The sequence below is a fragment of the Mycolicibacterium sp. CBM1 genome, assembly GCF_054073305.1.
Genome location: NZ_JBSXPP010000024.1, coordinates 35,008 through 58,644 on the forward strand (window position 1 = coordinate 35,008; position 23,637 = coordinate 58,644).

The window sequence follows — 23,637 nt, forward strand, 5'->3', positions numbered from 1 at the left end:
GATCAGTCCTGATGAGACTCGTGGGCTTCGTAGATGTCGGGCACACCGTCATGGTCGCGGTCGCGGGTCTCCAACTCCCACACCGAGCGGTAGTGGCGGTTGCGCATCCGCAGGACGATCGCCGCGATAAGGGCGGCCAGCAAACTGCCGGCGAGCACCGCGACCTTGACCACGTCTTGCCGCGGCGAGTCAGGTTCATAGGCCAATTCGCCGATCAGCAGCGATACCGTGAAACCGATTCCGGCCAGCATCGCCATGCCGAACACGTCGATCCAGCGCAATGCCGAGTCGAGACGGGCGCGGGTCACCGCGGCCAGCACCCAGGTGGTGCCGAACACCCCGACGGTTTTGCCGACGACCAGCGCCGTGACGATGCCCATCGCGATCGGGTCGCTCAGCGCCGTAACCAAACCGTCATAGCCACCGAAGCTCACGCCGGCGGCGAAGAAGGCGAACACCGGCACCGCGAAACCGGCCGACACCGGGCGCATCCGGTGTTCGAAGTGTTCGGCCAGCCCGGGCCCCGCATCCGGCCCACCCGCCGCCGCGCTGCGCAGCACCGGCACGGTGAATCCGAGCAGCACACCCGCGACGGTGGCATGCACACCGGATTCGTGGACGAATGCCCAGGTGAGCATCGCCAGCGGCACGAGCAGCCACCAGGACCGGACCCGCCGCTGCACCAGGATTGCGAACACCACCAGAGGAATGAGGGCCGTCGCGAGCGGGACGATCTTGATCTTGTCGGTGTAGAACACCGCGATCACGGAGATCGCCAGCAGATCGTCGACCACGGCCAGGGTGAGCAGGAACGTGCGCAGCGCGGCCGGCAGGTGGGTGGAGATGACGGCGAGGACGGCCACCGCGAACGCGATGTCGGTGGCCGTCGGCACGGCCCAGCCACGGGTGGCGCCGTCGCCAACACCGGCGGTGAACGCGACGAAGATCAGCGCGGGCACCACCATGCCGCCGACCGCGGCGGCGATCGGAAGTGCGGCGCGCCCGGGATCACGCAGGTCACCGGCGACAAACTCGCGTTTGAGTTCCAGCCCGACGACGAAGAAGAAGATGGCGAGCAACCCGTCGGCCGCCCAGCCGCCCAGGCTCAGATCCAGGTGCAGACCGAGCCGGTCGGTGCCGACGTGGAACTCGGTGAAGTAGTGGTAGGTCGCCGACCACGGCGAATTCGCCCAGATCAACGCGGCGGCCGCCGCTGCAAGCAGCAGCGCCCCGCCGACGGTCTCCTTGCGCAGGATTCCCGCGATGCGCGAGGTCTCCGACCATGAGCCGCGAGCGAACAGCGCGCGGTGCAGCAACGGCTTGGGGTCGGACACGCTCACCTCGGGCGTCGACGGGACAAGACAATTCACTGCCGACCAGACTTCCCGGCGCACCTAGGGGCAGAAGTCTAGCCGACCCGACCCGACCGGCCCGCGGTGACGTATCTCACCTCGTGAGCAGGGCGACGCACTCGATGTGATGGGTCAACGGGAACGAATCGAACACCCGCAGTTGCTCGACGGCGTAGCCGCGCGCCCGGTAGAGCCCGATGTCGCGGGCGAAGGAGGCCGCCTCACAGCCGACGTGGATGACGCGGGGCACCCCGGCCTCGGCGAGCAGGTCGATCACCTCGCGGCCGGCCCCCGACCGCGGGGGGTCGAGCACTGCGATGTCGGCGTCGGCGCGGCGGCCGGTCAGTGCCCGTCGCACCGAGTCGGTCATCACCTCGACCTGCGGCAGGTCGGCCAGCGCCGAGCGCGCGGCCACCGACGCCGCTCGCGAGGTGTCCACCGTAAGCACCCGGCCCGACTCCCCCACGGCCTCGGCCAGCACGGCGGCGAACAGACCAGCACCGCCGTAGAGGTCCCAGGCCGTGGCCCCGTCGATACCGTTGCACCAGTCCGCCACCAATGCGCTGTAGGTAGCCGCGGCGTCGCGGTGGGACTGCCAGAAACCGGTGGCCGGCACCTTCCACTCCCGCTCGCCCACCCGTTGCACCGCGTCGTAGCCACCCTCGACCGCGTGTCCGCGGCGCTGCTTCTGATTGGTGCACACGACGTGCCGGGTGCCGTCGTCGCCGAGCACGACGTGCACCTGGTCGCCAGGGCGCCAACGTTTTTCGGTCATCCCGTTGAGCATGCCGTCGGGCAGCTGCCCACAGCCAAGGTTGGTGACCAGTTCGGCACTGTGGTAGCGATGGAACCCGGCGCGCCCGTCGTCGCCGACCGCGAGCCGCACCCGGGTGCGCCAGCCCAGCGCGGCGCCGTCACCGACCGGTTCGGCGACCCCGTCCCAGCTGAAATCGCCAAGGCGCGCAAGTTGATTCGCGACAACCTGCCCTTTGAGCGCTCGCGCGGCACGCGGTTCGACGAAGGCGAGGTCACAGCAACCCGCGCCGTCCACACCGGCGATCGGGCACAGCGAGTCCAGCCGGTCGGGCGAGGGTTCTAGCACCTCGAGAGTCTCTGCGTGCCAATAGGATCCGCGGTCACCGGTAACCCGTACCCGCACCCGCTCGCCAGGCAGCGCGTACCGGACGAACACCACCCGGCCCTCGTGGCGTGCCACGCAACTGCCCCCGTTGGCTGCGGCACCGGTCTCCAGCACCAGCTCGGCCAGGTCGCCCCGTGTCACTGTCGCGTCACTCCACGAACCCTCGACGCACGTCGCCGGGCGCATTCTGCTCCTGCAGCTCCTGGACCCGCTGCTCCGACGAATTCAGTTGCCACGGAACGGATGTCACCATCACGTTGGGCATGAACAGCAGCCGCGTCTTCAACCGCAACGCGCTCTGGTTGTGCAGCACCTGTTCCCACCAGTGCCCGACGACGTACTCGGGGATGAACACGGTCACCACCGTGCGCGGTGCTTCCTTGCTGATTCGCTTGACGTAGTCCAGCACCGGCCGAGTCACCTCGCGGTAGGGCGAGGCAACGACTTTCAGCGGTACGGTGATGTCACTGTCTTCCCACTTGTGCACCAGCTGGCGGGTCTCGCCGTCATCGACGTTGACGGTGATGGCCTCCAGCACGTCGGGCCGGGTGGCCCTGGCGTAGGACAACGCCCGCAGCGTGGGCATGTGCAGCTTGGATACCAGGACCACGGCGTGGTTGCGGCTGGGCAGCACCACCTCGCCCTGCTCGGCCTCTTGCTCGGCCAGTTCCCGCGCGACGGTGTCGTAGTGCTTGTGGATCGCCTTCATCAGCACGAACAGGCTCGTCATGGCCAGGATCGCGATCCAGGCACCGGCGACGAACTTGGTGACCAGCACGACGATCAGCACGGCGCCGGTCGCGATGAAGCCGATGGTGTTGATCACCCGGGAACGCATCATGTGCCCCCGCGCGCGCGGATCGGTCTCGGTGCGCAGATGCCGGGTCCAGTGCCGGACCATGCCGATCTGGCTGAGCGTGAACGAGACGAACACACCCACGATGTAGAGCTGGATCAGCGCGGTCACCTCGGCCCGGAAAGCGACCACGAAAGCGATCGCGGCCAGCGCGAGGAACACGATGCCGTTGGAGAAGGCCAGCCGGTCACCGCGGGTGTGTAGCTGGCGGGGCAGGTAACGGTCCTGCGCCAGGATCGAACCCAGCACCGGGAACCCGTTGAAGGCGGTGTTGGCCGCCAACACCAGGATCAGCGCGGTGACACCGGTGATCAGGAACAGGCCGATCGGGAAGTCGTGGAACACCGCGTCGGCGAGCTGGGCGACCAGGGTTTTTTGCTGGTAGTTCTGCGGCGCGCCGACCAGCTGAGTGGCGGGATCGTCGGCCACCTTCACCCCGGTTGCCTTGGCCAACAGAATGATGCCCATAAACAGCGAGATGGCGATCAGGCCGAGCATGGCCAGCGTCGTGGCCGCGTTGCGCGACTTGGGCTTACGGAATGCGGGCACCCCGTTGCTGATCGCCTCGACACCGGTCAGCGCCGCACAGCCGGACGAGAACGCGCGCGCAACCAGGAACACCAGGGCGAAGCCCAGCACCTTGCCGTGCTCGTTGTGCACCTCGAAGCCGGCCGACTCGGCCCGCAGCGGGACGTCGAGCACGTAGATCTGGAATAGGCCCCAGCCGAGCATGATGTACATGCCGAACATGAACGCGTAGGTGGGAATCGCGAAGGCGGTGCCCGATTCCCGAATCCCGCGCAGGTTGATCGACGCAAGCAGCACGATGGCGGCCACCGCGAACCACACCTTGTGGGTGTCGACGAACGGGATCGCCGACCCGATGTTCGACATCGCCGAAGCCATCGACACCGCGACGGTGAGCACATAGTCGACCAGCAGGGCGCTGGCGACCGTGAGACCCGCGGTCGGACCGAGGTTGGTGGTCACCACCTCGTAGTCGCCGCCGCCGGAGGGATAAGCGTGCACGTTCTGGCGGTACGAGGCCACCACGACGAGCATCACCACCGCGACCGCCACCCCGATCCATGGCGCCATCGCGTAAGCGGACAGCCCCGCCACCGAGAGCACCAGAAAGATCTCCTCGGGCGCGTAGGCCACCGAGGACATGGCGTCGGAGGCGAACACCGGCAGAGCGATCCGCTTGGGCAGCAGCGTGTGGCTCAGCTTGTCGCTGCGGAAGGGGCGCCCCAGGACCAGCCGACGTGCGGCGGTCGAAAGCTTAGACACGAGTGCCAAGAGTAGGCCCATGCCGGTTTGGCTGTAGCGTTCCCCATACTGTCGTTGTCCGTATGGATTCGGTCAGCCACTTTTCGGCCCCGGCTCTATGCTGGCCGACGCACGACGTAGCCGAGAGGACGCCAGTTGCGGGTAGTGGTGATGGGATGCGGCCGAGTGGGCGCCTCGCTGGCCGACGCGCTGTCCCGGATCGGTCACGACGTGGCGATCATCGACCGGGACCCGACCGCGTTCCACCGGTTGTCGCCGGAGTTCTCCGGCGAACGGGTGCACGGCATGGGGTTCGACCGGGAAGTGCTGTTGCGCTCCGGGATCCAGTACGCCGACGCCTTCGCCGCGGTGTCCTCCGGCGACAACTCGAACATCATCTCCGCGCGAGTGGCCCGCGAAACCTTCGGGGTGCAGCGGGTGGTCGCCCGCATCTACGACGCCAAACGCGCCGCGGTCTACGAACGCCTCGGTATCCCGACGGTGGCCACCGTGCCGTGGACCACCGACCGGCTGCTGAACGCGCTCGTCCGCGACACCGAGACCGCCAGATGGCGGGACCCGACGGGCACCATGGCCGTGGCGGAGGTCACTTTGCACGAGGGCTGGGTCGGTCACCGGCTGACCTCGCTGGAGGAGGCGACCGGCGCGCGGGTGGCGTTTGTCATCCGATTCGGTACCGGCATCCTGCCCGAGCCGAAAACCGTCGTGCAGTCCGGTGATCAGGTCTACATCGCGGCGGTCTCGGGGCGGGCCGCCGAAGCGCTGGCGATCGCCGCGCTGCCTCCCGGTCCCGACGTCGGAGAGGGGCACTGAGTGACGGGCGACAAACGGCTGAAGGTCGCGATCGCCGGTGCCGGTGCGGTGGGCCGCTCGATCGCCCGCGAGCTGCTGGAAAGCGAACACGAGGTGACGCTCATCGAGCGCAACGCCGAGCATCTCGACGTCGACGCCATCCCGGCCGCGCATTGGCGGCTCGGCGACGCCTGCGAGATCAGCCTGCTCGAGTCGGTCCATCTGGAGGAGTTCGACGTCGTCGTCGCCGCCACCGGTGACGACAAGGCCAACGTCGTGCTCTCCCTGCTGGCCAAGACGGAGTTCGCGGTCTCGCGGGTGGTGGCCCGCGTCAACGACCCCCGCAACGAGTGGCTCTTCGACGACGCCTGGGGCGTCGACGTGGCGGTGTCCACCCCGCGGATGCTGGCATCGTTGGTGGAAGAAGCCGTCGCGGTCGGCGACCTGGTGCGGTTGATGCAATTCCGCCAGGGCCACGCCAACCTGGTCGAGATCACCCTGCCCGACGACACCCCGTGGGGCGGCCGCCCGGTGCGCAAGCTGGTGCTACCCCGCGACGCCGCGCTGGTGACGATTCTGCGCGGCCAGCGGGTGATCGTGCCGGAGGCCGACGAGCCCCTCGAAGGCGGTGACGAGCTGCTGTTCGTCGCGGCCCCCGAGGTCGAGGACGAACTACGCGCGACGGTGCTGTCCGCCTCGACCTCCTAGCCGAGGTCGAGGCTGCCATCCGGCAGCCAGCCCCCGTCGTCGCCGATCCCCGCCGCCGCCACCGCGCCGGCCATCACCAGTAGCACCGCCGTCACCGCGACGCCGCGGCGAAAGCCGTTCGCGGTCAACGCGATGGCGATCAACCCGGACACCCGCGCGACGGCATTGTTGATCGCCGACCCGATGCCGCTCTGCGTCGGCTCGACGGCCGCCAGGCCGGCCTGCGCGGGTGACAGCCCCGCGAGCTCCTGCAGATACAGCGCCACCAGCAACAGGCCCAGCGTGATACCCGCGTAGAGGAAGACGGTCGCCAGGTTGCCGATTGCGAAGGTGCGGGCAGCGAGCACCGACCGGGACACCACCGGTGGGCGCCGCCGCGCACAGCAGCAGAGTCAGCAGGTAGCCGTCGACCACCCACTGCTGGGTGAGCAGCCCGCCGCCGAGGTCGGCGCTGATGGCGGGCAGAGCCAGCTTCACCACCGAGCCGTCGAGGAAGGCGATCAACGACGCCAGTATCGCGACGGTGATCAGCAGGCGGCCGTCGCGGACGGCCACGGTGGATCTAGTCGCTGGCCGGCGCGATGTCGGTGGCGGGTACGTCCTCGGCTTCGTGCGCGCGGGCGGCGTGCACCGCGCGCTGGGCGACCCGGATGGCCAGGTAGGTGACCAGGGCGGCGACCGCGGTCAGCGGCCAGCCCATCGCGATGCGCGCCACGCCGAGCCAGCCGGTCTGGTCGAGGTCGTAGAGGTGGCGTTGCACGACGAAGCGCGACGTGAACACCGCGACCCAGGTGATCGTGGCGATGTCGAAGGCCAGGACTGCTCGCCGGCTTTTGCGCCAGCCGCGGTCGTGGCTGTTGACCCAGCTCCAGATGTAACCGACCACCGGCCGGCGGATGAGCACCGAGGCCGCGAAGACAGCCGCCCAGATCAGCGACGTCCAGATGCCGAGCAGGAAGTAGCCCTTCGACGCACCGACGAACCAGGCGATCAGGGCGCTGATACCGACGCCGATGAATCCGGAGACAGCGGGCTGCACGGAATCCCGGCGAATCAGGCGCCACACCAGGATGAGCGCGGCGACACCCAGCGCAGCCGAGATGGCGGCCGTCAGTCCAAAGGCGGTGTTGACCGGCACCAGCACCGCGACGGGCAGGGCCGAATAGACGAGGCCGCTGATGCCACCCATCTGAGCCAGCAGGGCCTGTGCCGGTGTCTTCTCGGCAACGGGCTGCTCCGGGGTGCTTGCGGTCTCGTCCTCGTCAGCGGGGTTGTCGGCGGACAGGCTCAAGTCTGGATCTCGTAGTGCGGGTTGTAGATAGCCTTGGCCCCGTTCTCCAGGGTGCCCAGCCGGCCGTGCACCCGCAGCGCACGTCCGGACTCGATGCCGGGGATACGGCGCTGGCCCAACCAGACCAGTGTGACGTTGTCGGTGCCGTCGAACAGTTCGGCGCGCACACCGCCGGCGCAGCCTTTGGCGTTCATCTCGACACTGCGCAGGGTTCCCACCATGGTGACCTCCTGGCCACGCTGGCAGTCGATGGCCCGCTGCGCGCCGGTACTGGCGGCTTCGTCGGTCAATTCCTCGACGTCGCGCTGCTCAGGGTCCTCCGTCAACCGACGGGTGAGACGACGGACAAAACTTTCGGCCGTAGCCATGGCCTCTCCTGATACTCCAGCGGATCACAATGCCAACGCAACGGTAGACCTGTTGGTTCCCCGGTGCCACGCGGCATACCCGTCACGGCGAACACCAAATCACTCACAGGGCACGATCTGGGTATGCCGATCGACTTGCGCGGGGTCACCGCCGTGGTGCTGCCCGGAACGGGCTCCGACGACAACTACGTCTACCGAGTGTTTTCCGGCCCGCTGCACGCGCTCGGCGCCACCGTGGTGACTCCGGCTCCCCAGCCGGCCCGGCTGGTCGCCGGTTACCTCGATGCCCTCGACGACGCCGCGCGGCAGGGCCCGATCGCTGTCGGTGGGGTGTCCATCGGCGCAGCGGTGGCGCTGGCCTGGGCGCTGGCCCACCCGGCGTCGTCAGTGGCGGTGCTGGCCGCGCTGCCCGCGTGGACCGGTGCGCCACACTCGGCGCCCGCCGCACTGGCCGCCCGCCACACCGCCGCGCAATTGCGCAGCGAGGGCTTGGTGGCCACGACGGCGCAGATGCGGGCGTCGAGCCCGGCGTGGCTGGCCGAGGAATTGACACGCAGCTGGCTGGCCCAGTGGCCCGATCTGCCGGATGCGATGGACGAGGCGGCCGGCTACGACGCACCGGTCGTCGAGGAGGTGGAACGGCTGCGGGTTCCGATGGGTGTCGCGGCGGCTTCCGACGACCCGATCCATCCGCTGGAGGTGGCGCTGCAGTGGTCCTCGGCCGCGCCGCGTGCGGCGCTGCGGACCGTGACCCTCGACGAGGTGGGACGCGACGCGTCGGCGCTCGGGGCGGCGTGTGTGGCGGCGCTGACCGAGGCGGCCGGCACGCAGCCGGATTAGCCGCCGGTGCTGGTGCTGGTGCTGCGCAGCTGCTGCATGGCCGAGCCGGACGCGCTGCGACGTTCGGTCGGCTGCTCGCCCTGGGCCTGTTGTTGCTGCTGCAGCGCCTGCTGCGCGGCCACCATCTGGGCCTGCTGGGCAGCGGCCTGCCGCAACTGTTCGAGCATGGGTTCGGGCAGCTGCACCGGCAGCGGGGTGCGCACCGGCATCGGGGTATCACCGCGGCGCACGACGGTGTCCGCCAACGCTTCTCGCGCTTCGACCACCAGGTTGGCCATGGCCTCCGGTGCGCCGTTGACCACGCAGCGGATCATCCAGCGGTAGCCGTCGACGCCGATGAAGCGGACCACGCCGGCGCCGGTACCCACCACCTCGCGGCCCCACGGGCCGTCTTCGATGGACACGCGGGCGTTGTCCTTGCGCAGCGAGTCGGCCAGCTCACTGGCCACCTCGCGCCATAGGCCCGGGGACTTCGGCGCCGCGTAGGCGGCGATGGTGAACCGTCCGTTGCCGGTGACGACCCACACCGCGCTGGGCACGCCGACCTCGTTGAGTTCCACCTGCACCTGGCCGCCGGGCGGCATCGGCACCAGCACCGAGCCCAGATCCAGCCGGGCCTGGGCCGCGTCGTCGGGGTTGTCGAAGTCCTCGATGTCGAAGGGCCCACCGTCAAAGCCCTCGTCACCGTGGTCGCTGTCGGGGCCGTCGTCGACCTGGGTCTCGTCGAGCTCGGCGGGCGACGCGGCGACATCCTGCTCGTTGTCGCCTGTACCCGAGTCGTTCTTACGTCTACCGAATGCCATCACAAACTCGCATGTCCGCCGGAGGATCCGTGGCCGCCCTCGCCACGAGTGGTGTCAGCCAGTCCGGCCTCGTCGAACGAGGCCACCTCGACCAGCTCAGGAAGTTCGACCCGCTGGACCAGCAGTTGGGCGATGCGGTCACCACGCCGAATGGAGATCGGCGCGGCGGGGTCGAGGTTGATCAACGACACCCTGATCTCGCCGCGATAGCCGGCGTCGATGGTGCCTGGGCTGTTGACGATCGAAAGGCCAACGCGCGCAGCCAATCCCGATCGCGGATGGACGAGACCGACCATGCCGTGCGGAATGGCCACCGCGATCCCAGTCCCCACCAGCGCGCGGTGTCCCGGGGGCAGCTCGAGATCCTCGGCACTGAACAGGTCGACACCCGCGTCGCCGTCGTGGGCTCTGCTGGGCATCGGGAGATCGCGGTCAAGGCGAACCACCGCGAGACTGGTTGGCACGATGCCACAGACTACCCTTGGCCCCGTGTCTGGTTCGCGTGTCACCTCGCAAACCGTGCGGTACCGCGAGCGGCTATGGGTGCCGTGGTGGTGGTGGCCGCTCGGCCTGGGCCTGGCTGCCCTGATCGCCAAGGAAGTCACGATGGGCGTGCGCACTCTGCCCGTGTGGTTGCCCTACCTGCTGCTCGGCGCCGTCGCGGTCGGCGTGCTGCTCTGGCTCAGCCGCACCGAGGTACGCGTGGTCAGCGGCGCCGAGAACGGTGACGTCGCCGAGCTGTGGGCCGGGCAGGCACACCTGCCGATGTCGGTGGTGTCGCGCTCGGCCGAAATCCCCCGGACCGCCAAATCGGCGGCGTTGGGTCGCCAGCTCGATCCGGCCGCCTTCGTCATGCACCGCGGCTGGGTCGGCCCGCTGGTCCTGGTGGTCCTCGACGACCCCGACGACCCCACCCCGTACTGGCTGGTCAGCGCCCGCCACCCGGACCGAGTGCTGTCCGCCCTGCGAAGCTGAGCCGCTAGGCCGCGCAGTCGGTGCAGACCAGCACGCCGTTTTTGTCGCTGGCCAGCCGGCTGCGGTGATGCACCAGAAAGCAGCTGGAGCAGGTGAACTCGTCAGCCTGCTTAGGGATGACCCGGACGGACAACTCCTCCCCGGAGAGGTCGGCACCGGGGAGCTCAAAGTTCTCGGCGGAATCCGTCTCGTCGACGTCGACGACAGCCGATTGCGCCTCGTTTCGCCGCGCTTTCAGCTCTTCCAGCGAATCCTCGGACACCTCGTCGGTCTCGGTGCGGCGCGGAGCGTCATAGTCGGTAGCCATCGTTGTCCCCTCGTAACCTCAGCATGGCTTTGTATCAGCGTCGAACGCATCCGCCAAATGATTCGTGCCCAGATCAGCGAATACGCAACTGTGATTTACATCACAGTTCTTGATCTGCGGCGATTCGCGTGTTCCACCGGCATCGGCGCGGTGGCTCTAGAGTGCACCCGTGGTCGCTCAAATCACCGAGGGCACAGCCTTCGACAAGCACGGTCGCCCGTTCCGCCGGCGCAATTACCTGCCCGGCATGATCGCCCTCGTCGTCATATTCGTGATCACCGCGATCGTCTGGACGATCGCACTGACCCGGCCGGTCGATGTGCGCGAAGCTGCGGCCTGCAACCCCCCGCCGCCCGCCGCCGACCCGGCGGCCCCGAAGCTCGGCGAACAGGTGTCGCGCTCCTCGATGGTCGACGTCGCCCCGGCCAAGCTCGCCGACACCAAGATCCGGGTGCTCAACGCCAGCGGCCAGGGCGGGCAGGCCGGTGAGGTCGCCGGCGCGCTGCGTGATCTCGGCTTCGCCCAACCGACCGCCGCCAACGATCCGGTCTATGCCAATACCCGGCTGAGCTGCCAGGGCCAGATTCGGTTCGGCGCGGCAGGCCGCGCGGGTGCGGCATCGGTGTGGCTGGTGGCACCGTGTGTGGAGCTGTTCCAGGACGACCGCAAGGACGACTCGGTGGATCTGGCTATCGGTACCGACTTCACCACGCTGGCGCACAGCGACGACATCGACGCGGTGCTCGCCGGTCTGCGCCCGGACGCCACCGAACCGGCCGACTCCGCGCTGCTGACCAAGATCCACAACGGCACCTGCTAGGCCACTCAGGGCAGCGGTCGCAAACCCCCGGACCGGTCCAGCGCCGCGATCAGCTCGGCGCCGACGCCCGGGGCCGCGGCGAGTAGCAGGCCCGCCTCGTCGCCGACGCCGTCCCCACCGGGCAACACGACCACCGCACCGGCTTCGGCGGCGATCAACGCGCCCGCCGCCCAGTCCCACACGTGCAGGCCGTGTTCGTAGTGGGCGTCCAACCGCCCGGCGGCGACCATGCACAGATCCAGGGCCGCCGACCCGATCCGGCGCACATCGCGCACCAGCGGCAGGATCCGGGCCAGTAACGCCGACTGTTCGGCGCGCCGCTGCGGGGCGTAGCCGAATCCCGTTCCCACCAAGGACATCGACAGCTCCCGCACCCCGCTGCAGCGAAGCGGCTGCCGCACGCCTTGCGGGCTGAGCACCTCAGCTCCCCGACCGGCCGCGGCGGAATACACCTCGCCGCTGACCACGTCGGCCACTGCGCCGGCCACCGACACCCCGCCGATCTGGGCCGCCACGGAGATCGCATAGGCGGGAATGCCGTAGACGAAGTTCACCGTGCCGTCGATCGGGTCGACCACCCAGCGCACCGCGTCGGCGCGCCCGCCGGCCGGACCGCCGCCCTCCTCGCCGAGGATCGACTCCCCCGGGCGCAGCCCGGCGAGCCGATCCCGCAGCAGCTGCTCGGTTTCGGTGTCGACGATGGTGACCGGATCCGTTGGGGTGCTCTTCGATCTGACCAAGTCCGGGCCGCTCGATTCCGGCGCGTCGCCGAAGATCTCGGCGCGCCGGCGACGCACGAACGCTGCCGCCTCGGCGGCCAGCTGCTCGGCTACTGCCCGTAACTCTTCAGGCCGGTTGTCGCTCACCCACCCATCGCAGCACAGAAACCCGACCCGGGTACAAAGGGGCAGCCACCCATTAGTGTTGGTTCGCGCCGACACGCCCGCCTCGCCGAGGAGCAGCCATGCCCGACACCGAATCCACCCCCGGACAGAATCGCGGATTCGGTGTCGACGTCGGTGGCAGCGGGATCAAGGGCGGCATCGTCGACCTGGACACCGGCCTGCTCATCGGCGACCGGTTCAAGCTCGCCACCCCACAGCCCTCCACACCGGCCGCCGTCGCCGAGACCGTCGCCGAGGTGGTCCGCCACTTCGGGTGGACCGGACCGCTGGGCGTGACGTACCCCGGCGTCGTCGTCAACGGCGTGGTGCAGACCGCGGCCAACGTCGACAAGGGCTGGATCGGAGCCAACGGTGCCGAGATCATCGCCGCCGCGCTCGACGGCCAGCACGTCACCCTGCTCAATGACGCCGATGCCGCCGGCCTAGCCGAGCAGCGCTATGGAGCGGGGCGCGACCAGAACGGCGTCGTCGTGTTGCTCACCTTCGGCACCGGCATCGGTTCGGCGGTCATCCACCACGGTCAGCTGCTGCCGAACACCGAGTTCGGCCACCTCGAGGTCGACGGCAAAGAGGCCGAGCACCGTGCCGCCTCCTCGGTTAAGGAGCGCAAGGACTGGAGCTATGAGCGCTGGAGTGAGGAAGTGACCAAAGCGCTGGTCACGATCGAGAACGCGCTCTGGCCCGACCTGTTCATCGCCGGCGGTGGGATCAGCCGCAAGGCCGATAAGTGGATCCCGCTGCTGAAGAACCGCACCCCGATGGTCGCCGCGGAACTGCAGAACGAGGCCGGCATCGTCGGTGCGGCGATGGCGGCCCAAGCTGCTGCCGCCCAGTAGTCGCCCACGTTAGCCACGCGCGGGATTTTGTCTGCTCTGCGCGGTGGAACCTCCACGAGTCGTTACAATGGTCAACGGCGGCCGCCTACCGGATAGCGGCGAGAATCCGTACACGAGATGCACGCCAACAGTCCTCATAGCCGACGCTTTCGGTGGCGCCCTCACGCCCGCCGGGAGCCAGCACGACCGAAAGGGTGTACGTGGCAGCGACAAAAGCAAGCCCGGCAACCGATGAGCCGGTGAAGCGCACCGCCACCAAGACTCCCGCGACTCCCGCGAAGAGGCCGGCAGCCCGCTCGGCCGCACCGGCCAAACGCGCCGCCAAGGCCGCCACCGACGCTGACGGCGTCGACGCCGAGACCGACGACGGCGCCGCCCCGGTCAAGGCCCGCGCCGCCAAGGCCCCCCGCGCCACCAAGGCGGCGGCGGGTCGCAGCCGCGCCAAGAAGGACCCGGCCGCCGACGGTGTCGTGGTCGCCGACGGCGAACTGGCCGGCGATGACGATCTCGAGATCGACGCCGAACTCGACGTCGCCGACATCGAACTCGACGACCTCGAGGACGTGGCCGAAGACGACGTCGACGACACCGACGAAGCCGCCGAGGAGGAGCCGGCCGTCGAAGGCGCGCCGGTGGCCGAGGGTGAGGCCACCGAGGACGAGGACATCACCGAGCCGTCCGAGAAGGACAAGGCGTCCGGGGACTTCGTGTGGGACGAAGAGGAGTCCGAGGCGCTGCGGCAGGCCCGCAAGGACGCCGAGCTCACCGCCTCGGCCGACTCGGTTCGTGCCTACCTCAAGCAGATCGGCAAGGTCGCGCTGCTCAACGCCGAAGAGGAGGTGGAGCTCGCCAAGCGCATCGAGGCCGGGCTCTACGCCACCCAGAAGCTCACCGAGCTGGCCGAGAAGGGCGAGAAGCTGCCCGTGCAGCAGCGCCGCGACATGCAGTGGATCTGCCGTGACGGCGACCGCGCGAAGAACCACCTGCTGGAGGCCAACCTTCGCCTGGTGGTGTCGCTGGCCAAGCGCTACACCGGTCGCGGCATGGCGTTCCTGGACCTGATCCAGGAGGGCAACCTCGGCCTGATCCGCGCGGTCGAGAAGTTCGACTACACCAAGGGTTACAAGTTCTCCACCTACGCCACCTGGTGGATCCGTCAGGCCATCACGCGCGCGATGGCCGACCAGGCTCGCACGATCCGCATCCCGGTGCACATGGTCGAGGTCATCAACAAGCTCGGCCGCATCCAGCGCGAGCTGCTCCAGGATCTGGGCCGCGAGCCCACACCCGAAGAGCTGGCCAAAGAGATGGACATCACGCCAGAGAAGGTGCTGGAGATCCAGCAGTACGCGCGTGAGCCGATCTCGCTGGACCAGACCATCGGCGATGAGGGCGACTCCCAGCTCGGCGACTTCATCGAGGACAGCGAAGCCGTGGTGGCCGTGGACGCGGTGTCGTTCACACTGCTGCAGGATCAGCTGCAGTCGGTGCTCGAGACGCTCTCGGAGCGCGAGGCCGGCGTGGTGCGGCTGCGGTTCGGCCTCACCGACGGCCAGCCGCGCACCCTCGACGAGATCGGCCAGGTGTACGGAGTCACCCGCGAGCGCATCCGCCAGATCGAGTCCAAGACCATGAGCAAGCTGCGCCATCCGAGCCGCTCGCAGGTTCTGCGCGACTACCTGGACTAGCCACGTTTAGCCGGCGCTCTGGTAGCTCTCCCGCACGCTGACGAGAGCCGCTTCGAGTGCAGGCAATGCCGGCGGGGCGGCGACCGCCCGCAGAAGCACGCGCCACGCGCGGGCGAGCCTGCTGAACGGGTCGTCGCCGATGGCGTCGGAGACCAGCTGGCAGCCCACCATCGCGACGAAGATCGCTTCTCCGGCGTCGTCGGCGTCGATGTCGTCGCGCAATTCGCTGGCGGCCGCCGCGCGGCGCGCCTGCTCGATGAACGCGTCTTTCCATTCGGGGTAGCTGCGGCTGCCGGCATTGCTGATCTGGCTCAGAGCCTGAACCAGAAGGTTGCCGACGCCAACCAGCCGGTCCGAGCGGATCTCCGCGGCGATCGCGAAGGTGCCCGCGATGAGCCGCTCAAGTTCTCGCCCGGCGTCGCGGGTTGCGGCGGCGTACGCTTTAACGACACGGGCGTTGCTCTCGCTCATGATCGCCTCGGCGACGACTTCCTTCGACGCGAAGTGGTAGTAGAACGCTCCCTTGGTGATGCCGGCGGATTTGACGATGTCGGCGAGCCCGGTCTCGCCGTAGCCGATGTCGGCGAACAGCTCGACCGCAGCGTCGGTGATCTTTTGACGGGTCACTTCGGCCCTGGCCTGACGCTTCACGATGGCACCCCCTCCCAGCCTCGTCGATCACGATTGTTGTTACCTAATCGCCGCGCGGTGCACAATTGTCCTAAACGTCAGTTTTGGTTCACGCGGGGATTCCGCCGACACCCCGTCTATCGTTGCGGAGATGTCGTCACAACGGGTCACGATCGCCTCTGGAGTGGAGTTCGAATCCGTCGTCGGATACGCACGCGCGGTACGCATCGGGCCACACGTCTGGGTCTCCGGCACCACCGGCGCGGGCGCCGACATCGCTACGCAGGCACGAAATGCCCTGCAGCGCATCGTAGCCGCCCTGAATGATGCCGGCGCGACGGCAAACGACGTGGTGCGGACCCGGATGTATGTCACCGACATCTCACGGTGGCGCGACCTGGCCGCGGCGCACGCGGAGTTCTTCGGCGACGCGCGCCCGGCAGCCACCATGGTCGAGGTCGCGGCGTTGATCGAACCCGGCCTGCTGGTGGAGATCGAAGCCGATGCCTACATCAGCGGCTGACTCGGCGCCTGGAGCGGCCCGAATCGGCCGTCCGGTCCCGGGTGGTAGGCGGTGACGGCAATCACCGCCTCGGCGGGCAACGGGCCGTACAGATGCGGGAACAGCATCGACTCGGGATCCGTTGGAAGTCCAGGTTCCCAACGCACGGGCGCGGACAACCGGCTCGGGTCGATGTGAAGTAGCACCAGATCGGTGCGGCCGGCGAAGAGACGATTGGCCGGAAGATGGACCTGTTCCGGCGCGGACAGGTGTACGAACCCGACTTCGGTCAGCGACGTGGGGCAAAGTTCGCCGGCGACCCTGGCGGCTTCCCAGTCCCGCTGTCCGCACAGGTGGAGTAAGAATTTCGGATTCGGGTACATACGACCACACTGCACCACCCGCAACACGGGAAGGCGTGAGACACGACACAACGTTAAACCCCCGGGGAACAAGGCCGGAACGCAAAACGTCTGAGACAGTAGATACGCGACGGCGGCGCCGAGTCGCCGGAGCGCTGAGCACCTTACGGAGGAGCCCATGAACGCAACCCTGACCAGTCCCGAATTGACCAGGGCTGATCGCTGCGACCGCTGCGGTGCCGCGGCGCGGGTACGGGCAAAGCTCCCCTCCGGTGGTGAACTGCTGTTCTGCCAGCACCACGCCAACGAGCACCAGGCCAAGCTGGCCGAGCTGGCCGCGGTGGTGGAAGTCAGCCCGTCGGAGGCGTAAACCCGAGCTCACGGCCGCGTCGCTGGGCAGGACAGCTGTCGTCAGGAATGCTGGACTGGTCATGACTGACCAATCCGCCAAACCGTCTCGCCATCACGTGTGGCGGATCGCCCGCAGAACCTTGTCGAAGAGTTGGGACGACTCGATTTTCTCCGAGTCCGCCCAAGCCGGGTTCTGGTCGGTGCTGTCACTGCCACCGCTACTGCTGGGAATGCTGGGCAGCCTGGCCTACATCGCTCCCCTGTTCGGCCCGGATACGTTGCCGGTCATCGAGAGTCAGCTGATCAACACCGCCAACAGCTTCTTCTCCAAGAACGTGGTGGTCGAGATTATCGAGCCAACGATCCGCGACATCGTCAAAGGTGCGCGAGGTGAGGTTGTCTCGCTCGGCTTCGTGATCAGTCTGTGGGCCGGCTCGTCGGCCGTCTCGGCCTTCGTGGACTCGGTGGTCGAGGCCCACGACCAGACCCCGCTGCGCCATCCGGTTCGGCAGCGTTTCTTCGCGCTGGGGCTCTACGTCATGATGCTGGTCTTCGTCATCGCCGTCGCCCCGATCATGGCGCTGGGCCCCCGCAAGATCGCCGGCTACCTGCCCGACAGCTGGGACAACGTCCTGCAGTACGGCTACTACCCGGCCCTCGTCCTGGGGCTGGTACTGGCGGTGACGATCCTCTATCGGGTGTCGCTGCCCAAGCCCCTACCCACCCATCGCCTGGTGGGGGGTGCCCTGCTGGCCACGACGGTGTTCCTGGTGGCCACGATGGGCCTCCGGTTCTACCTGACCTGGATCACCAGCACCGGCTACACCTATGGAGCACTCGCCACACCCATCGCGTTCCTGCTGTTCGCGTTCTTCCTCGGCTTCGCGGTCATGATCGGCGCCGAACTCAACGCCGCGATAGAAGAGGAATGGCCGGCCCCCGCACCCCATGCGGAGCAGGTGCGGACGTGGCTGCGACACAAAGCCCGCACCCGCGGCGAGAGCGCGCCCGAACCCGACGCCGCGGTGGACGCCGAGCCGGTCAGCCCTTCTTGAGGCTCTCGTAGATCCGCTTGCAGTCGGGGCACACCGGCGAACCGGGCTTGGCGGAGCGTGTCACCGGGAACACCTCACCGCACAGCGCGACGACGTGGGTGCCCATGACCGCGCTCTCGGCGATCTTCTCCTTCTTGACGTAATGGAAGAATTTGGGCCGGTCGCCGTCGGTGCCGTCGTCGACCTGTTCGTCGGTCTCGGTCCGCTCGATCGTGTCGGTCTGCATAGCCAACATTGTGCCCGGTCAGACAGATGTAAGAAACCGACCTGCATATTTGGCGCCCGATGTGGAACAGTGAACCTATGAAGCGTGAGCTCGGTTTCGACGACGAAGGTCGGCCCGTGCTCATCACCGCCGCGGCACCTGCCTACGAAGAACAGCACCGCCGCCGTGTGCGGAAGTACTTGACCATCATGAGCTTTCGCGTTCCGGCTCTGATTCTGGCCGCGGTGGCCTACGGCCTGTGGCACAACGGGCTCATCTCGCTGGCGATCATCGCGGGGTCCATCCCGCTGCCGTGGATCGCCGTGCTGATCGCCAACGACCGCCCACCTCGTCGGGCCGAGGAGCCGCGGCGCTTCAACGATGTGCCGCGGCGCACACAGCTGTTCCCCCGGCCCGATCGGCGCGCGATCGAAGCGGGTCTGGCGCCGACGGCGCAACCACATGCGGCCGGGCCGGCCGATGCCGGTTCCCACTGAGCGCCCCGGCGCCTCTTTCTCAGCACATTCTCAGACCGTCGCGACATTTGTGCACGTCAGAGGGTGTGAGACGGCGGCCACGTGGGAACTCATAGGTCCAGTCGGACGTTGAACCCATTGACAGTTGCAGCCGATCAGGAGGCCACCATGGCAAATGCCACCACCAGCCGGTTCGACAGCGATCTGGACGCGCAGAGTCCAGCCGCCGATCTGGTGCGCGTCTATCTGAACGGTATCGGCAAGACCGCGTTGCTCACTGCCGAGGACGAGGTGGAACTGGCCAAGCGCATCGAGGCAGGCCTGTACGCCCAGCACCTGCTGGCGACCCGGAAGCGATTGAGCGACAACCGTAAGCGCGATTTGGCCGCCGTGGTCCGCGACGGCCAGGCCGCCCGCAGCCACCTACTGGAGGCCAACCTGCGCCTGGTGGTGTCGCTGGCCAAGCGCTACACCGGTCGCGGCATGCCGCTGCTCGATCTGATCCAGGAAGGCAACCTCGGCCTGATCCGCGCGATGGAGAAGTTCGACTACACCAAGGGTTTCAAGTTCTCCACCTACGCCACCTGGTGGATCCGTCAAGCGATCACCCGCGGGATGGCCGACCAGAGCCGCACCATCCGGCTGCCTGTCCACCTGGTGGAGCAGGTCAACAAGCTGGCGCGCATCAAGCGCGAGATGCACCAGAACCTGGGTCGTGAGGCCACCGACGAGGAACTGGCCGAAGAGTCCGGGATCCCGGTCGAGAAGATCAACGATCTGCTCGAGCACAGCCGCGACCCGGTGAGCTTGGATATGCCGGTCGGTAGCGACGAGGAAGCCCCGCTGGGCGACTTCATCGAAGACGCCGAGGCGATGTCGGCGGAGAACGCGGTGATCGCCGAGTTGCTGCACACCGACATCCGCCACGTGCTGGCCACCCTCGATGAGCGCGAGCAGCAGGTGATCCGCCTGCGGTTCGGTCTCGACGACGGCCAGCCGCGCACCCTCGACCAGATCGGCAAGCTGTTCGGGCTGTCCCGTGAGCGTGTCCGTCAGATCGAGCGTGAGGTGATGGCCAAGCTTCGCAATGGTGAGCGTGCCGACCGGTTGCGGTCCTACGCCAGCTGAGCAACCCCCTGGTGTGCCCGTCGGAATCATCCGGCGGGCACACTGCTGTCCGGACATCCCTGCGCGCGTCACTCCTGCCCGCTGACGGCCCTGGTGTTGTCCGACCGTTTTCCCAGCTCTCCAAGTAGACTCGGGCCAGACGAAGGGTGTCCTAATGAACGACCTGGTCGATACCACCGAGATGTATCTGCGCACGATCTACGACCTCGAGGAAGAGGGCGTGGTTCCGCTGCGCGCGCGGATCGCCGAGCGGCTCGATCAGAGCGGTCCGACCGTCAGCCAAACCGTGGCGCGGATGGAACGCGACGGTCTGCTGCATGTGGCGGGCGATCGGCATCTGGAGTTGACCGAGAAGGGCCGCGCGCTCGCCGTATCGGTGATGCGCAAGCACCGGCTGGCCGAGCGCCTGCTGGTCGACGTCATCGGGCTGCCATGGGAAGAGGTCCACGCCGAGGCCTGCCGTTGGGAGCACGTGATGAGCGAGGACGTCGAGCGCCGACTGGTTCAGGTGCTCGACGACCCGACCGTCTCCCCCTTCGGCAACCCGATTCCCGGCCTGTCGTTGTTAGGCCTGGACATGCGCCAGCGCGCGGACGACGACCTGGTGCGGCTTACCGAATTGCCCGCGGGCGCCCCGGTAGCCGTGGTCGTGCGGCAGCTCACCGAACACGTGCAGGGCGACGTCGAGCTGATCAGCCAGCTCAAGGACGCGGGTGTGGTGCCCAACGCCCGTGTCTTGGTGGAGAACAACTTCAATGGCACCGTCACCATCGTCATCGCCGGCCACGAGAACGTTCAGCTGCCCCACGAGATGGCGCACGCCGTGAAGGTCGAGAAGGTCTAGCGGCTCAGACCGCACGGCGCCCGAACGTTGTCCGCGGCGGTAGCCGCACCCCCAGCTGCTTCGCGAGCCGGTAGCCGGTACCGGCCAGTTCGCGAATCTGCTCGGGGCGCATCCTGGACTGCAGCGCAGAATCGAGCATGCCGGCCATTCGGTGGTCGGGGTTACCGGTGAGCGCCGCTTCCAGCGACAGCCCGGCCAGCGGACCATCCCCCCGGGCGTATGCCGAAAAGGCCAGCAGCACAAGCGCTTCTGATCGCCACGGCTCCGGCAGAGTGCGGGCCAGCAGGGCCCACAGCGTCTCGGCGCGACCCGCGTCGGCGCCGACGGCTAACGCGTAGAGCGTGTCCCGGACCGCGACGTCGGTGAGCGCACAGGCCAACCGCGCCAGTTCGTCGTCATCGAGGTTTCCGCCGTCGCAGACCCGTGCGCTGAGCGTGATCGCGGCCTCCACGTCACGCCGGCCGCACCCGTCGGGCTCGGCGAGCCACTCGGCCTCGCGCACCGCCGCGCGCTTCTCGATGACGGTGACCAGCGCGGCGCTGTGGTCGGGGTCGCTCAGCGCGACCACCGCCTTGAGGTCGGCCCGACGTCGGTACAGACGGCGGCCGTCCAGCACGGCTGCCGCCGCCAGCGGGGAGGCCCGCGGATCGTCGACGGCACCGCCTGCGCCGCAACCGTCGACGCAGTGCCACGTCCCGCCCGCTTCGATCCGGTCCACCACATGTGCGGCGTAGAGCTCCATGTCGTGCTCGGCCAGCGCCTCGGTCAGGACATCGCAGATGTCGCGGTAGTCGTCGTTGCACATGGCGCACTGGGCGCCCTTCGCATCGACGATCACTGCCACCACGCGTTCGGCGCCCGACGACGACGCGACGTCAGCCAGGTGGTGAAGCTCGCCGTTCAGCGCGCGGGACAGGTCCAGTCGCATGACGGCGCCGAGCTGTCCGTGTTCGAGGGCAACCAGGATCAGGGATCGCTCCGGTACGAATCCCAGGACGGCCGGCAGTGCGGCGATGAGAGCGCCGGGGTTGGTGAGGCGGTGATCGGGTCGGTGAGTGGTCATGACCAGACGCTGTCAACCGGCACCGTCACGATCGGCGCATCCGGCCCCCTGTCGGGCTCGGGCTGTGGATGAACCCCGATCTGGGGATGGCCCCACGCGGGTGTTGTTCACGCCGTTGTTCACGTCGTATTGACGTCGTCGGCATGCGCGATTCGGCAAAGCGGCGTACACCTATCCCTCATGGGTTTGGAATACGACCTCGTCGTCATCGGATCGGGGCCGGGCGGACAGAAGGCCGCCATTGCCGCGGCCAAGCTGGGCAAGTCGGTCGCCGTCATCGAACGCGGGCAGATGCTCGGCGGGGTGTGTGTCAACACCGGCACCATCCCCTCGAAGACGCTGCGCGAGGCCGTGCTCTACCTGACCGGGATGAGCCAGCGCGAACTCTACGGAGCCAGCTACCGGGTCAAGGAGAAGATCACCCCCGCCGACCTGCTCGCCCGCACCCAGCACGTCATCGGCAAAGAGGTCGACGTGGTGCGAAACCAGTTGATGCGCAACGGCGTCGAACTCTATGTCGGTCGAGGCCGCTTTCTCGACGAGCACACCCTACAGGTCGAAGATCCCAGCCGCGCCGAGCGCATCACGGTCAGCGGCCGACACATCATCATCGCCACCGGCACCACTCCGGCCCGCCCCGCCGGCGTCGAGTTCGACGAGAACCGGGTGCTCGACTCCGACGGGATCTTGGACCTCAAGACCATTCCCGGTTCGATGGTGGTCGTCGGCGCCGGCGTCATCGGCATCGAGTACGCCTCGATGTTCGCCGCGCTCGGCACCAAGGTCACCGTCGTGGAGAAGCGCGACTCGATGCTGGACTTCTGCGATCCCGAGATCGTCGAGGCGCTGCGCTTCCACCTGCGCGACCTGGCGGTCACGTTCCGGTTCGGCGAGGAGGTGACCGCTGTCGACGTCGGCTCGGCAGGCACCGTCACCACGCTGGCCAGCGGCAAGCAGATCCCGGCCGAGACGGTGATGTACTCGGCCGGCCGCCAGGGTCAGACCGCTCACCTGGACCTCGCCAACGCCGGCCTAGAAGCCGACAACCGGGGACGAATCTTCGTCGATGACAAGACGTTCCAGACCAAAGTCGACCACATCTACGCCGTCGGCGACGTCATCGGCTTCCCGGCGCTGGCCGCGACGTCGATGGAGCAGGGCCGGCTGGCGGCCTACCACGCGTTCGGCGAGCCGACCGCCGGGATGACCGCGCTGCAGCCGATCGGCATCTACTCGATCCCCGAGGTGTCCTACGTCGGTGCCACCGAGGTAGAGCTGACCAGGGAGTCGGTCCCCTACGAGGTGGGGGTGTCGCGTTACCGCGAGCTGGCCCGCGGCCAGATCGCCGGCGACTCCTACGGCATGCTCAAGCTGCTGGTGTCCACCGAGGACCTCAAGGTGCTCGGCGTGCACATCTTCGGCACCGCGGCCACCGAACTGGTGCACATCGGCCAGGCCGTGATGGGCTGCGGCGGCACAGTCGAATACCTGGTGGACGCGGTGTTCAACTATCCGACGTTTTCGGAGGCCTACAAGGTCGCCGCGCTGGATGTGATGAACAAGCTACGGGCGTTGAGTCAGTTCCGCCGGTAGGTACCCAACCGCACTTCGTGCCCCGCGTTCTCGTTGTGGAAAGGCCTGGCCGCTGCTCCTCACCGTGGACGTGCCGACCGACACTCCGGGTTGCGCCCCGCCTTCTTCACCTCAAGGGTGTCAACGGCAACCGAATTCTGACCAGTTGTCGGCGAGTGAATGTTGACCAGCTGGGTTCATTGTTCGTCGGCCGTGACGGTGGGGACGCGGCCGAGGTCTCGGTCTTTGATGCGGTAGCTGTCTCCTTTGAGTGCGATGACTTCGGCGTGGTGCACGAGGCGGTCGATCATGGCCGCGGCGACGACGTCGTCGCCGAAGACTTCGCCCCAGCGGCCGAAGGGTTTGTTGGAGGTGACGATGAGGCTGGCTCGTTCGTAGCGGGAGGACACCAGCTGGAAGAACAGGTTGGCGGCTTCGGGTTCGAACGGGATGTAACCGACTTCGTCGACGACGAGA

General features: G+C 68.0%; 29 protein-coding genes. 14 read left to right on the forward strand and 15 right to left on the reverse strand.

Annotation, left to right across the window (positions count from 1 at the left end; genetic code table 11):
* Positions 1-2 precede the first annotated feature (2 nt).
* From nhaA to ACXDF8_RS24415, 3 genes are all read right to left on the reverse strand, one after another.
* On the reverse strand, positions 3-1,334 hold the full coding sequence (nhaA, locus tag ACXDF8_RS24405) for a Na+/H+ antiporter NhaA (RefSeq protein ID WP_457225845.1): 1,332 nt from the start codon (positions 1,332-1,334) through the stop codon (positions 3-5).
* A gap of 112 nt (positions 1,335-1,446) precedes the next feature.
* Positions 1,447-2,634, reverse strand: a complete 1,188-nt coding sequence (locus tag ACXDF8_RS24410) for a class I SAM-dependent RNA methyltransferase (RefSeq protein ID WP_457225846.1) — start codon at positions 2,632-2,634, stop codon at positions 1,447-1,449.
* Between the two features lie 7 nt (positions 2,635-2,641).
* The gene (locus ACXDF8_RS24415) at positions 2,642-4,648 is read right to left on the reverse strand and encodes an APC family permease (protein WP_457225847.1); all 2,007 of its coding nucleotides are present in this window, start codon (positions 4,646-4,648) and stop codon (positions 2,642-2,644) included.
* Positions 4,649-4,774: 126 nt separating this feature from the next.
* On the opposite strand from ACXDF8_RS24415, the gene ACXDF8_RS24420 reads away from it, so the two are divergent.
* Together ACXDF8_RS24420 and ACXDF8_RS24425 are read left to right on the forward strand one after the other, a co-directional pair.
* The gene (locus ACXDF8_RS24420; protein WP_457225848.1) at positions 4,775-5,452 is read left to right on the forward strand and encodes a potassium channel family protein; all 678 of its coding nucleotides are present in this window, start codon (positions 4,775-4,777) and stop codon (positions 5,450-5,452) included.
* A gap of 18 nt (positions 5,453-5,470) precedes the next feature.
* The gene (locus tag ACXDF8_RS24425) at positions 5,471-6,139 is read left to right on the forward strand and encodes a potassium channel family protein (RefSeq protein ID WP_457225875.1); all 669 of its coding nucleotides are present in this window, start codon (positions 5,471-5,473) and stop codon (positions 6,137-6,139) included.
* On the opposite strand, the gene ACXDF8_RS24430 is transcribed toward ACXDF8_RS24425, so the two are convergent.
* The 3 genes from ACXDF8_RS24430 to ACXDF8_RS24440 all read right to left on the reverse strand — a co-directional run bounded on the left by ACXDF8_RS24430 (position 6,136) and on the right by ACXDF8_RS24440 (position 7,798).
* A complete protein-coding gene (locus ACXDF8_RS24430) occupies positions 6,136-6,501 on the reverse strand; it encodes a hypothetical protein (RefSeq protein ID WP_457225849.1) in 366 nt (121 codons plus the stop codon). The genes ACXDF8_RS24425 and ACXDF8_RS24430 overlap by 4 nt on opposite strands.
* 200 nt (positions 6,502-6,701) lie before the next feature.
* The gene (locus tag ACXDF8_RS24435) at positions 6,702-7,340 is read right to left on the reverse strand and encodes a DUF3159 domain-containing protein (RefSeq protein WP_457225876.1); all 639 of its coding nucleotides are present in this window, start codon (positions 7,338-7,340) and stop codon (positions 6,702-6,704) included.
* 86 nt (positions 7,341-7,426) lie between these two features.
* Positions 7,427-7,798, reverse strand: coding sequence for an OB-fold nucleic acid binding domain-containing protein (locus ACXDF8_RS24440; protein ID WP_457225850.1), 372 nt, complete (start codon positions 7,796-7,798; stop codon positions 7,427-7,429).
* A 123-nt stretch (positions 7,799-7,921) separates the two neighbouring features.
* On the opposite strand from ACXDF8_RS24440, the gene ACXDF8_RS24445 reads away from it, so the two are divergent.
* Positions 7,922-8,638, forward strand: coding sequence for an alpha/beta hydrolase (locus ACXDF8_RS24445; protein WP_457225851.1), 717 nt, complete (start codon positions 7,922-7,924; stop codon positions 8,636-8,638).
* Here the strand turns inward: ACXDF8_RS24445 and ACXDF8_RS24450 are convergent.
* A complete protein-coding gene (locus ACXDF8_RS24450) occupies positions 8,635-9,441 on the reverse strand; it encodes a DUF3710 domain-containing protein (protein ID WP_457225852.1) in 807 nt (268 codons plus the stop codon). The genes ACXDF8_RS24445 and ACXDF8_RS24450 overlap by 4 nt on opposite strands.
* Positions 9,441-9,905 carry a dUTP diphosphatase gene (dut, locus tag ACXDF8_RS24455; RefSeq protein WP_457225853.1) on the reverse strand — a complete coding sequence of 155 codons (465 nt, stop codon included), beginning with the start codon at positions 9,903-9,905 and terminating at the stop codon, positions 9,441-9,443. The genes ACXDF8_RS24450 and dut overlap by 1 nt, the downstream gene beginning before the upstream one ends.
* A gap of 25 nt (positions 9,906-9,930) precedes the next feature.
* Between dut and ACXDF8_RS24460 the strand changes: the two genes are divergently transcribed.
* On the forward strand, positions 9,931-10,416 hold the full coding sequence (locus ACXDF8_RS24460) for a DUF3093 domain-containing protein (RefSeq protein ID WP_457225854.1): 486 nt from the start codon (positions 9,931-9,933) through the stop codon (positions 10,414-10,416).
* A gap of 4 nt (positions 10,417-10,420) precedes the next feature.
* Here the strand turns inward: ACXDF8_RS24460 and ACXDF8_RS24465 are convergent, their stop codons facing one another.
* The gene (locus tag ACXDF8_RS24465) at positions 10,421-10,723 is read right to left on the reverse strand and encodes a DUF4193 domain-containing protein (RefSeq protein WP_457225855.1); all 303 of its coding nucleotides are present in this window, start codon (positions 10,721-10,723) and stop codon (positions 10,421-10,423) included.
* A 169-nt stretch (positions 10,724-10,892) separates the two neighbouring features.
* Between ACXDF8_RS24465 and cei the strand changes: the two genes are divergently transcribed.
* Positions 10,893-11,543 carry an envelope integrity protein Cei gene (gene cei, locus ACXDF8_RS24470; RefSeq protein ID WP_457225856.1) on the forward strand — a complete coding sequence of 217 codons (651 nt, stop codon included), beginning with the start codon at positions 10,893-10,895 and terminating at the stop codon, positions 11,541-11,543.
* Positions 11,544-11,548: 5 nt separating this feature from the next.
* Here the strand turns inward: cei and ACXDF8_RS24475 are convergent, their stop codons facing one another.
* On the reverse strand, positions 11,549-12,409 hold the full coding sequence (locus tag ACXDF8_RS24475; protein WP_457225857.1) for an inositol monophosphatase family protein: 861 nt from the start codon (positions 12,407-12,409) through the stop codon (positions 11,549-11,551).
* 98 nt (positions 12,410-12,507) lie between these two features.
* Here ACXDF8_RS24475 and ppgK point away from each other — a divergent pair, with 98 nt between their 5' ends.
* Both ppgK and ACXDF8_RS24485 read left to right on the forward strand, forming a co-directional pair.
* Positions 12,508-13,284 (forward strand): polyphosphate--glucose phosphotransferase, encoded by a 777-nt coding sequence (gene ppgK, locus ACXDF8_RS24480; RefSeq protein WP_457225858.1) that lies wholly within the window; start codon positions 12,508-12,510, stop codon positions 13,282-13,284.
* Positions 13,285-13,484: 200 nt separating this feature from the next.
* Positions 13,485-14,972, forward strand: a complete 1,488-nt coding sequence (locus ACXDF8_RS24485) for an RNA polymerase sigma factor (protein ID WP_457225859.1) — start codon at positions 13,485-13,487, stop codon at positions 14,970-14,972.
* A gap of 6 nt (positions 14,973-14,978) precedes the next feature.
* Here ACXDF8_RS24485 and ACXDF8_RS24490 read toward each other — a convergent pair whose 3' ends face one another.
* Positions 14,979-15,623: a TetR family transcriptional regulator gene (locus ACXDF8_RS24490; protein ID WP_457225860.1), complete on the reverse strand. Its 645-nt coding sequence runs from the start codon at positions 15,621-15,623 to the stop codon at positions 14,979-14,981.
* 130 nt (positions 15,624-15,753) lie between these two features.
* Here ACXDF8_RS24490 and ACXDF8_RS24495 point away from each other — a divergent pair, with 130 nt between their 5' ends.
* A complete protein-coding gene (locus ACXDF8_RS24495; protein ID WP_457225861.1) occupies positions 15,754-16,125 on the forward strand; it encodes a RidA family protein in 372 nt (123 codons plus the stop codon).
* On the opposite strand, the gene ACXDF8_RS24500 is transcribed toward ACXDF8_RS24495, so the two are convergent.
* Positions 16,110-16,487 carry a DUF952 domain-containing protein gene (locus tag ACXDF8_RS24500; RefSeq protein ID WP_457225862.1) on the reverse strand — a complete coding sequence of 126 codons (378 nt, stop codon included), beginning with the start codon at positions 16,485-16,487 and terminating at the stop codon, positions 16,110-16,112. The two genes, ACXDF8_RS24495 and ACXDF8_RS24500, sit on opposite strands and share 16 nt — an antisense overlap.
* A gap of 157 nt (positions 16,488-16,644) precedes the next feature.
* Between ACXDF8_RS24500 and ACXDF8_RS24505 the strand changes: the two genes are divergently transcribed.
* Positions 16,645-16,836 (forward strand): DUF7455 domain-containing protein, encoded by a 192-nt coding sequence (locus tag ACXDF8_RS24505; RefSeq protein ID WP_457225863.1) that lies wholly within the window; start codon positions 16,645-16,647, stop codon positions 16,834-16,836.
* 61 nt (positions 16,837-16,897) lie between these two features.
* Positions 16,898-17,872 carry a YihY/virulence factor BrkB family protein gene (locus ACXDF8_RS24510; RefSeq protein ID WP_457225864.1) on the forward strand — a complete coding sequence of 325 codons (975 nt, stop codon included), beginning with the start codon at positions 16,898-16,900 and terminating at the stop codon, positions 17,870-17,872.
* On the opposite strand, the gene ACXDF8_RS24515 is transcribed toward ACXDF8_RS24510, so the two are convergent.
* Positions 17,859-18,098, reverse strand: coding sequence for a DUF3039 domain-containing protein (locus tag ACXDF8_RS24515; protein ID WP_457225865.1), 240 nt, complete (start codon positions 18,096-18,098; stop codon positions 17,859-17,861). The two genes, ACXDF8_RS24510 and ACXDF8_RS24515, sit on opposite strands and share 14 nt — an antisense overlap.
* A 59-nt stretch (positions 18,099-18,157) precedes the next feature.
* Between ACXDF8_RS24515 and ACXDF8_RS24520 the strand changes: the two genes are divergently transcribed.
* From ACXDF8_RS24520 to ACXDF8_RS24530, 3 genes are all read left to right on the forward strand, one after another.
* Positions 18,158-18,574: a DUF3099 domain-containing protein gene (locus ACXDF8_RS24520; RefSeq protein ID WP_457225866.1), complete on the forward strand. Its 417-nt coding sequence runs from the start codon at positions 18,158-18,160 to the stop codon at positions 18,572-18,574.
* A gap of 117 nt (positions 18,575-18,691) precedes the next feature.
* On the forward strand, positions 18,692-19,681 hold the full coding sequence (locus ACXDF8_RS24525) for a sigma-70 family RNA polymerase sigma factor (RefSeq protein ID WP_457225867.1): 990 nt from the start codon (positions 18,692-18,694) through the stop codon (positions 19,679-19,681).
* 154 nt (positions 19,682-19,835) lie between these two features.
* The gene (locus ACXDF8_RS24530; protein ID WP_457225868.1) at positions 19,836-20,525 is read left to right on the forward strand and encodes an iron-dependent transcriptional repressor DtxR; all 690 of its coding nucleotides are present in this window, start codon (positions 19,836-19,838) and stop codon (positions 20,523-20,525) included.
* Between the two features lie 4 nt (positions 20,526-20,529).
* Here ACXDF8_RS24530 and ACXDF8_RS24535 read toward each other — a convergent pair whose 3' ends face one another.
* A complete protein-coding gene (locus tag ACXDF8_RS24535; protein ID WP_457225869.1) occupies positions 20,530-21,588 on the reverse strand; it encodes a DUF4192 domain-containing protein in 1,059 nt (352 codons plus the stop codon).
* A 180-nt stretch (positions 21,589-21,768) separates the two neighbouring features.
* Here ACXDF8_RS24535 and sthA point away from each other — a divergent pair, with 180 nt between their 5' ends.
* On the forward strand, positions 21,769-23,181 hold the full coding sequence (gene sthA / locus ACXDF8_RS24540; protein WP_457225870.1) for a Si-specific NAD(P)(+) transhydrogenase: 1,413 nt from the start codon (positions 21,769-21,771) through the stop codon (positions 23,179-23,181).
* Positions 23,182-23,357: 176 nt separating this feature from the next.
* On the opposite strand, the gene ACXDF8_RS24545 is transcribed toward sthA, so the two are convergent.
* On the reverse strand, positions 23,358-23,637 hold a 280-nt coding region (locus ACXDF8_RS24545), incomplete at its 5' end, for an ATP-binding protein (protein WP_457225871.1).

Coding starts and splice junctions, on each gene's coding strand:
- ACXDF8_RS24440 (WP_457225850.1), bottom strand. CDS start 7,798: ATGGCTACGGCCGAAAGTTTTGTCCGTCGTCTCACCCGTCGGTTGACG.
- ACXDF8_RS24445 (WP_457225851.1), top strand. CDS start 7,922: ATGCCGATCGACTTGCGCGGGGTCACCGCCGTGGTGCTGCCCGGAACG.
- ACXDF8_RS24450 (WP_457225852.1), bottom strand. CDS start 9,441: ATGGCATTCGGTAGACGTAAGAACGACTCGGGTACAGGCGACAACGAG.
- ACXDF8_RS24465 (WP_457225855.1), bottom strand. CDS start 10,723: ATGGCTACCGACTATGACGCTCCGCGCCGCACCGAGACCGACGAGGTG.
- ppgK (WP_457225858.1), top strand. CDS start 12,508: ATGCCCGACACCGAATCCACCCCCGGACAGAATCGCGGATTCGGTGTC.
- ACXDF8_RS24495 (WP_457225861.1), top strand. CDS start 15,754: ATGTCGTCACAACGGGTCACGATCGCCTCTGGAGTGGAGTTCGAATCC.
- ACXDF8_RS24500 (WP_457225862.1), bottom strand. CDS start 16,487: ATGTACCCGAATCCGAAATTCTTACTCCACCTGTGCGGACAGCGGGAC.
- ACXDF8_RS24505 (WP_457225863.1), top strand. CDS start 16,645: ATGAACGCAACCCTGACCAGTCCCGAATTGACCAGGGCTGATCGCTGC.
- ACXDF8_RS24510 (WP_457225864.1), top strand. CDS start 16,898: ATGACTGACCAATCCGCCAAACCGTCTCGCCATCACGTGTGGCGGATC.
- ACXDF8_RS24515 (WP_457225865.1), bottom strand. CDS start 18,098: ATGCAGACCGACACGATCGAGCGGACCGAGACCGACGAACAGGTCGAC.
- ACXDF8_RS24520 (WP_457225866.1), top strand. CDS start 18,158: ATGTGGAACAGTGAACCTATGAAGCGTGAGCTCGGTTTCGACGACGAA.
- ACXDF8_RS24530 (WP_457225868.1), top strand. CDS start 19,836: ATGAACGACCTGGTCGATACCACCGAGATGTATCTGCGCACGATCTAC.
- ACXDF8_RS24535 (WP_457225869.1), bottom strand. CDS start 21,588: ATGACCACTCACCGACCCGATCACCGCCTCACCAACCCCGGCGCTCTC.
- sthA (WP_457225870.1), top strand. CDS start 21,769: ATGGGTTTGGAATACGACCTCGTCGTCATCGGATCGGGGCCGGGCGGA.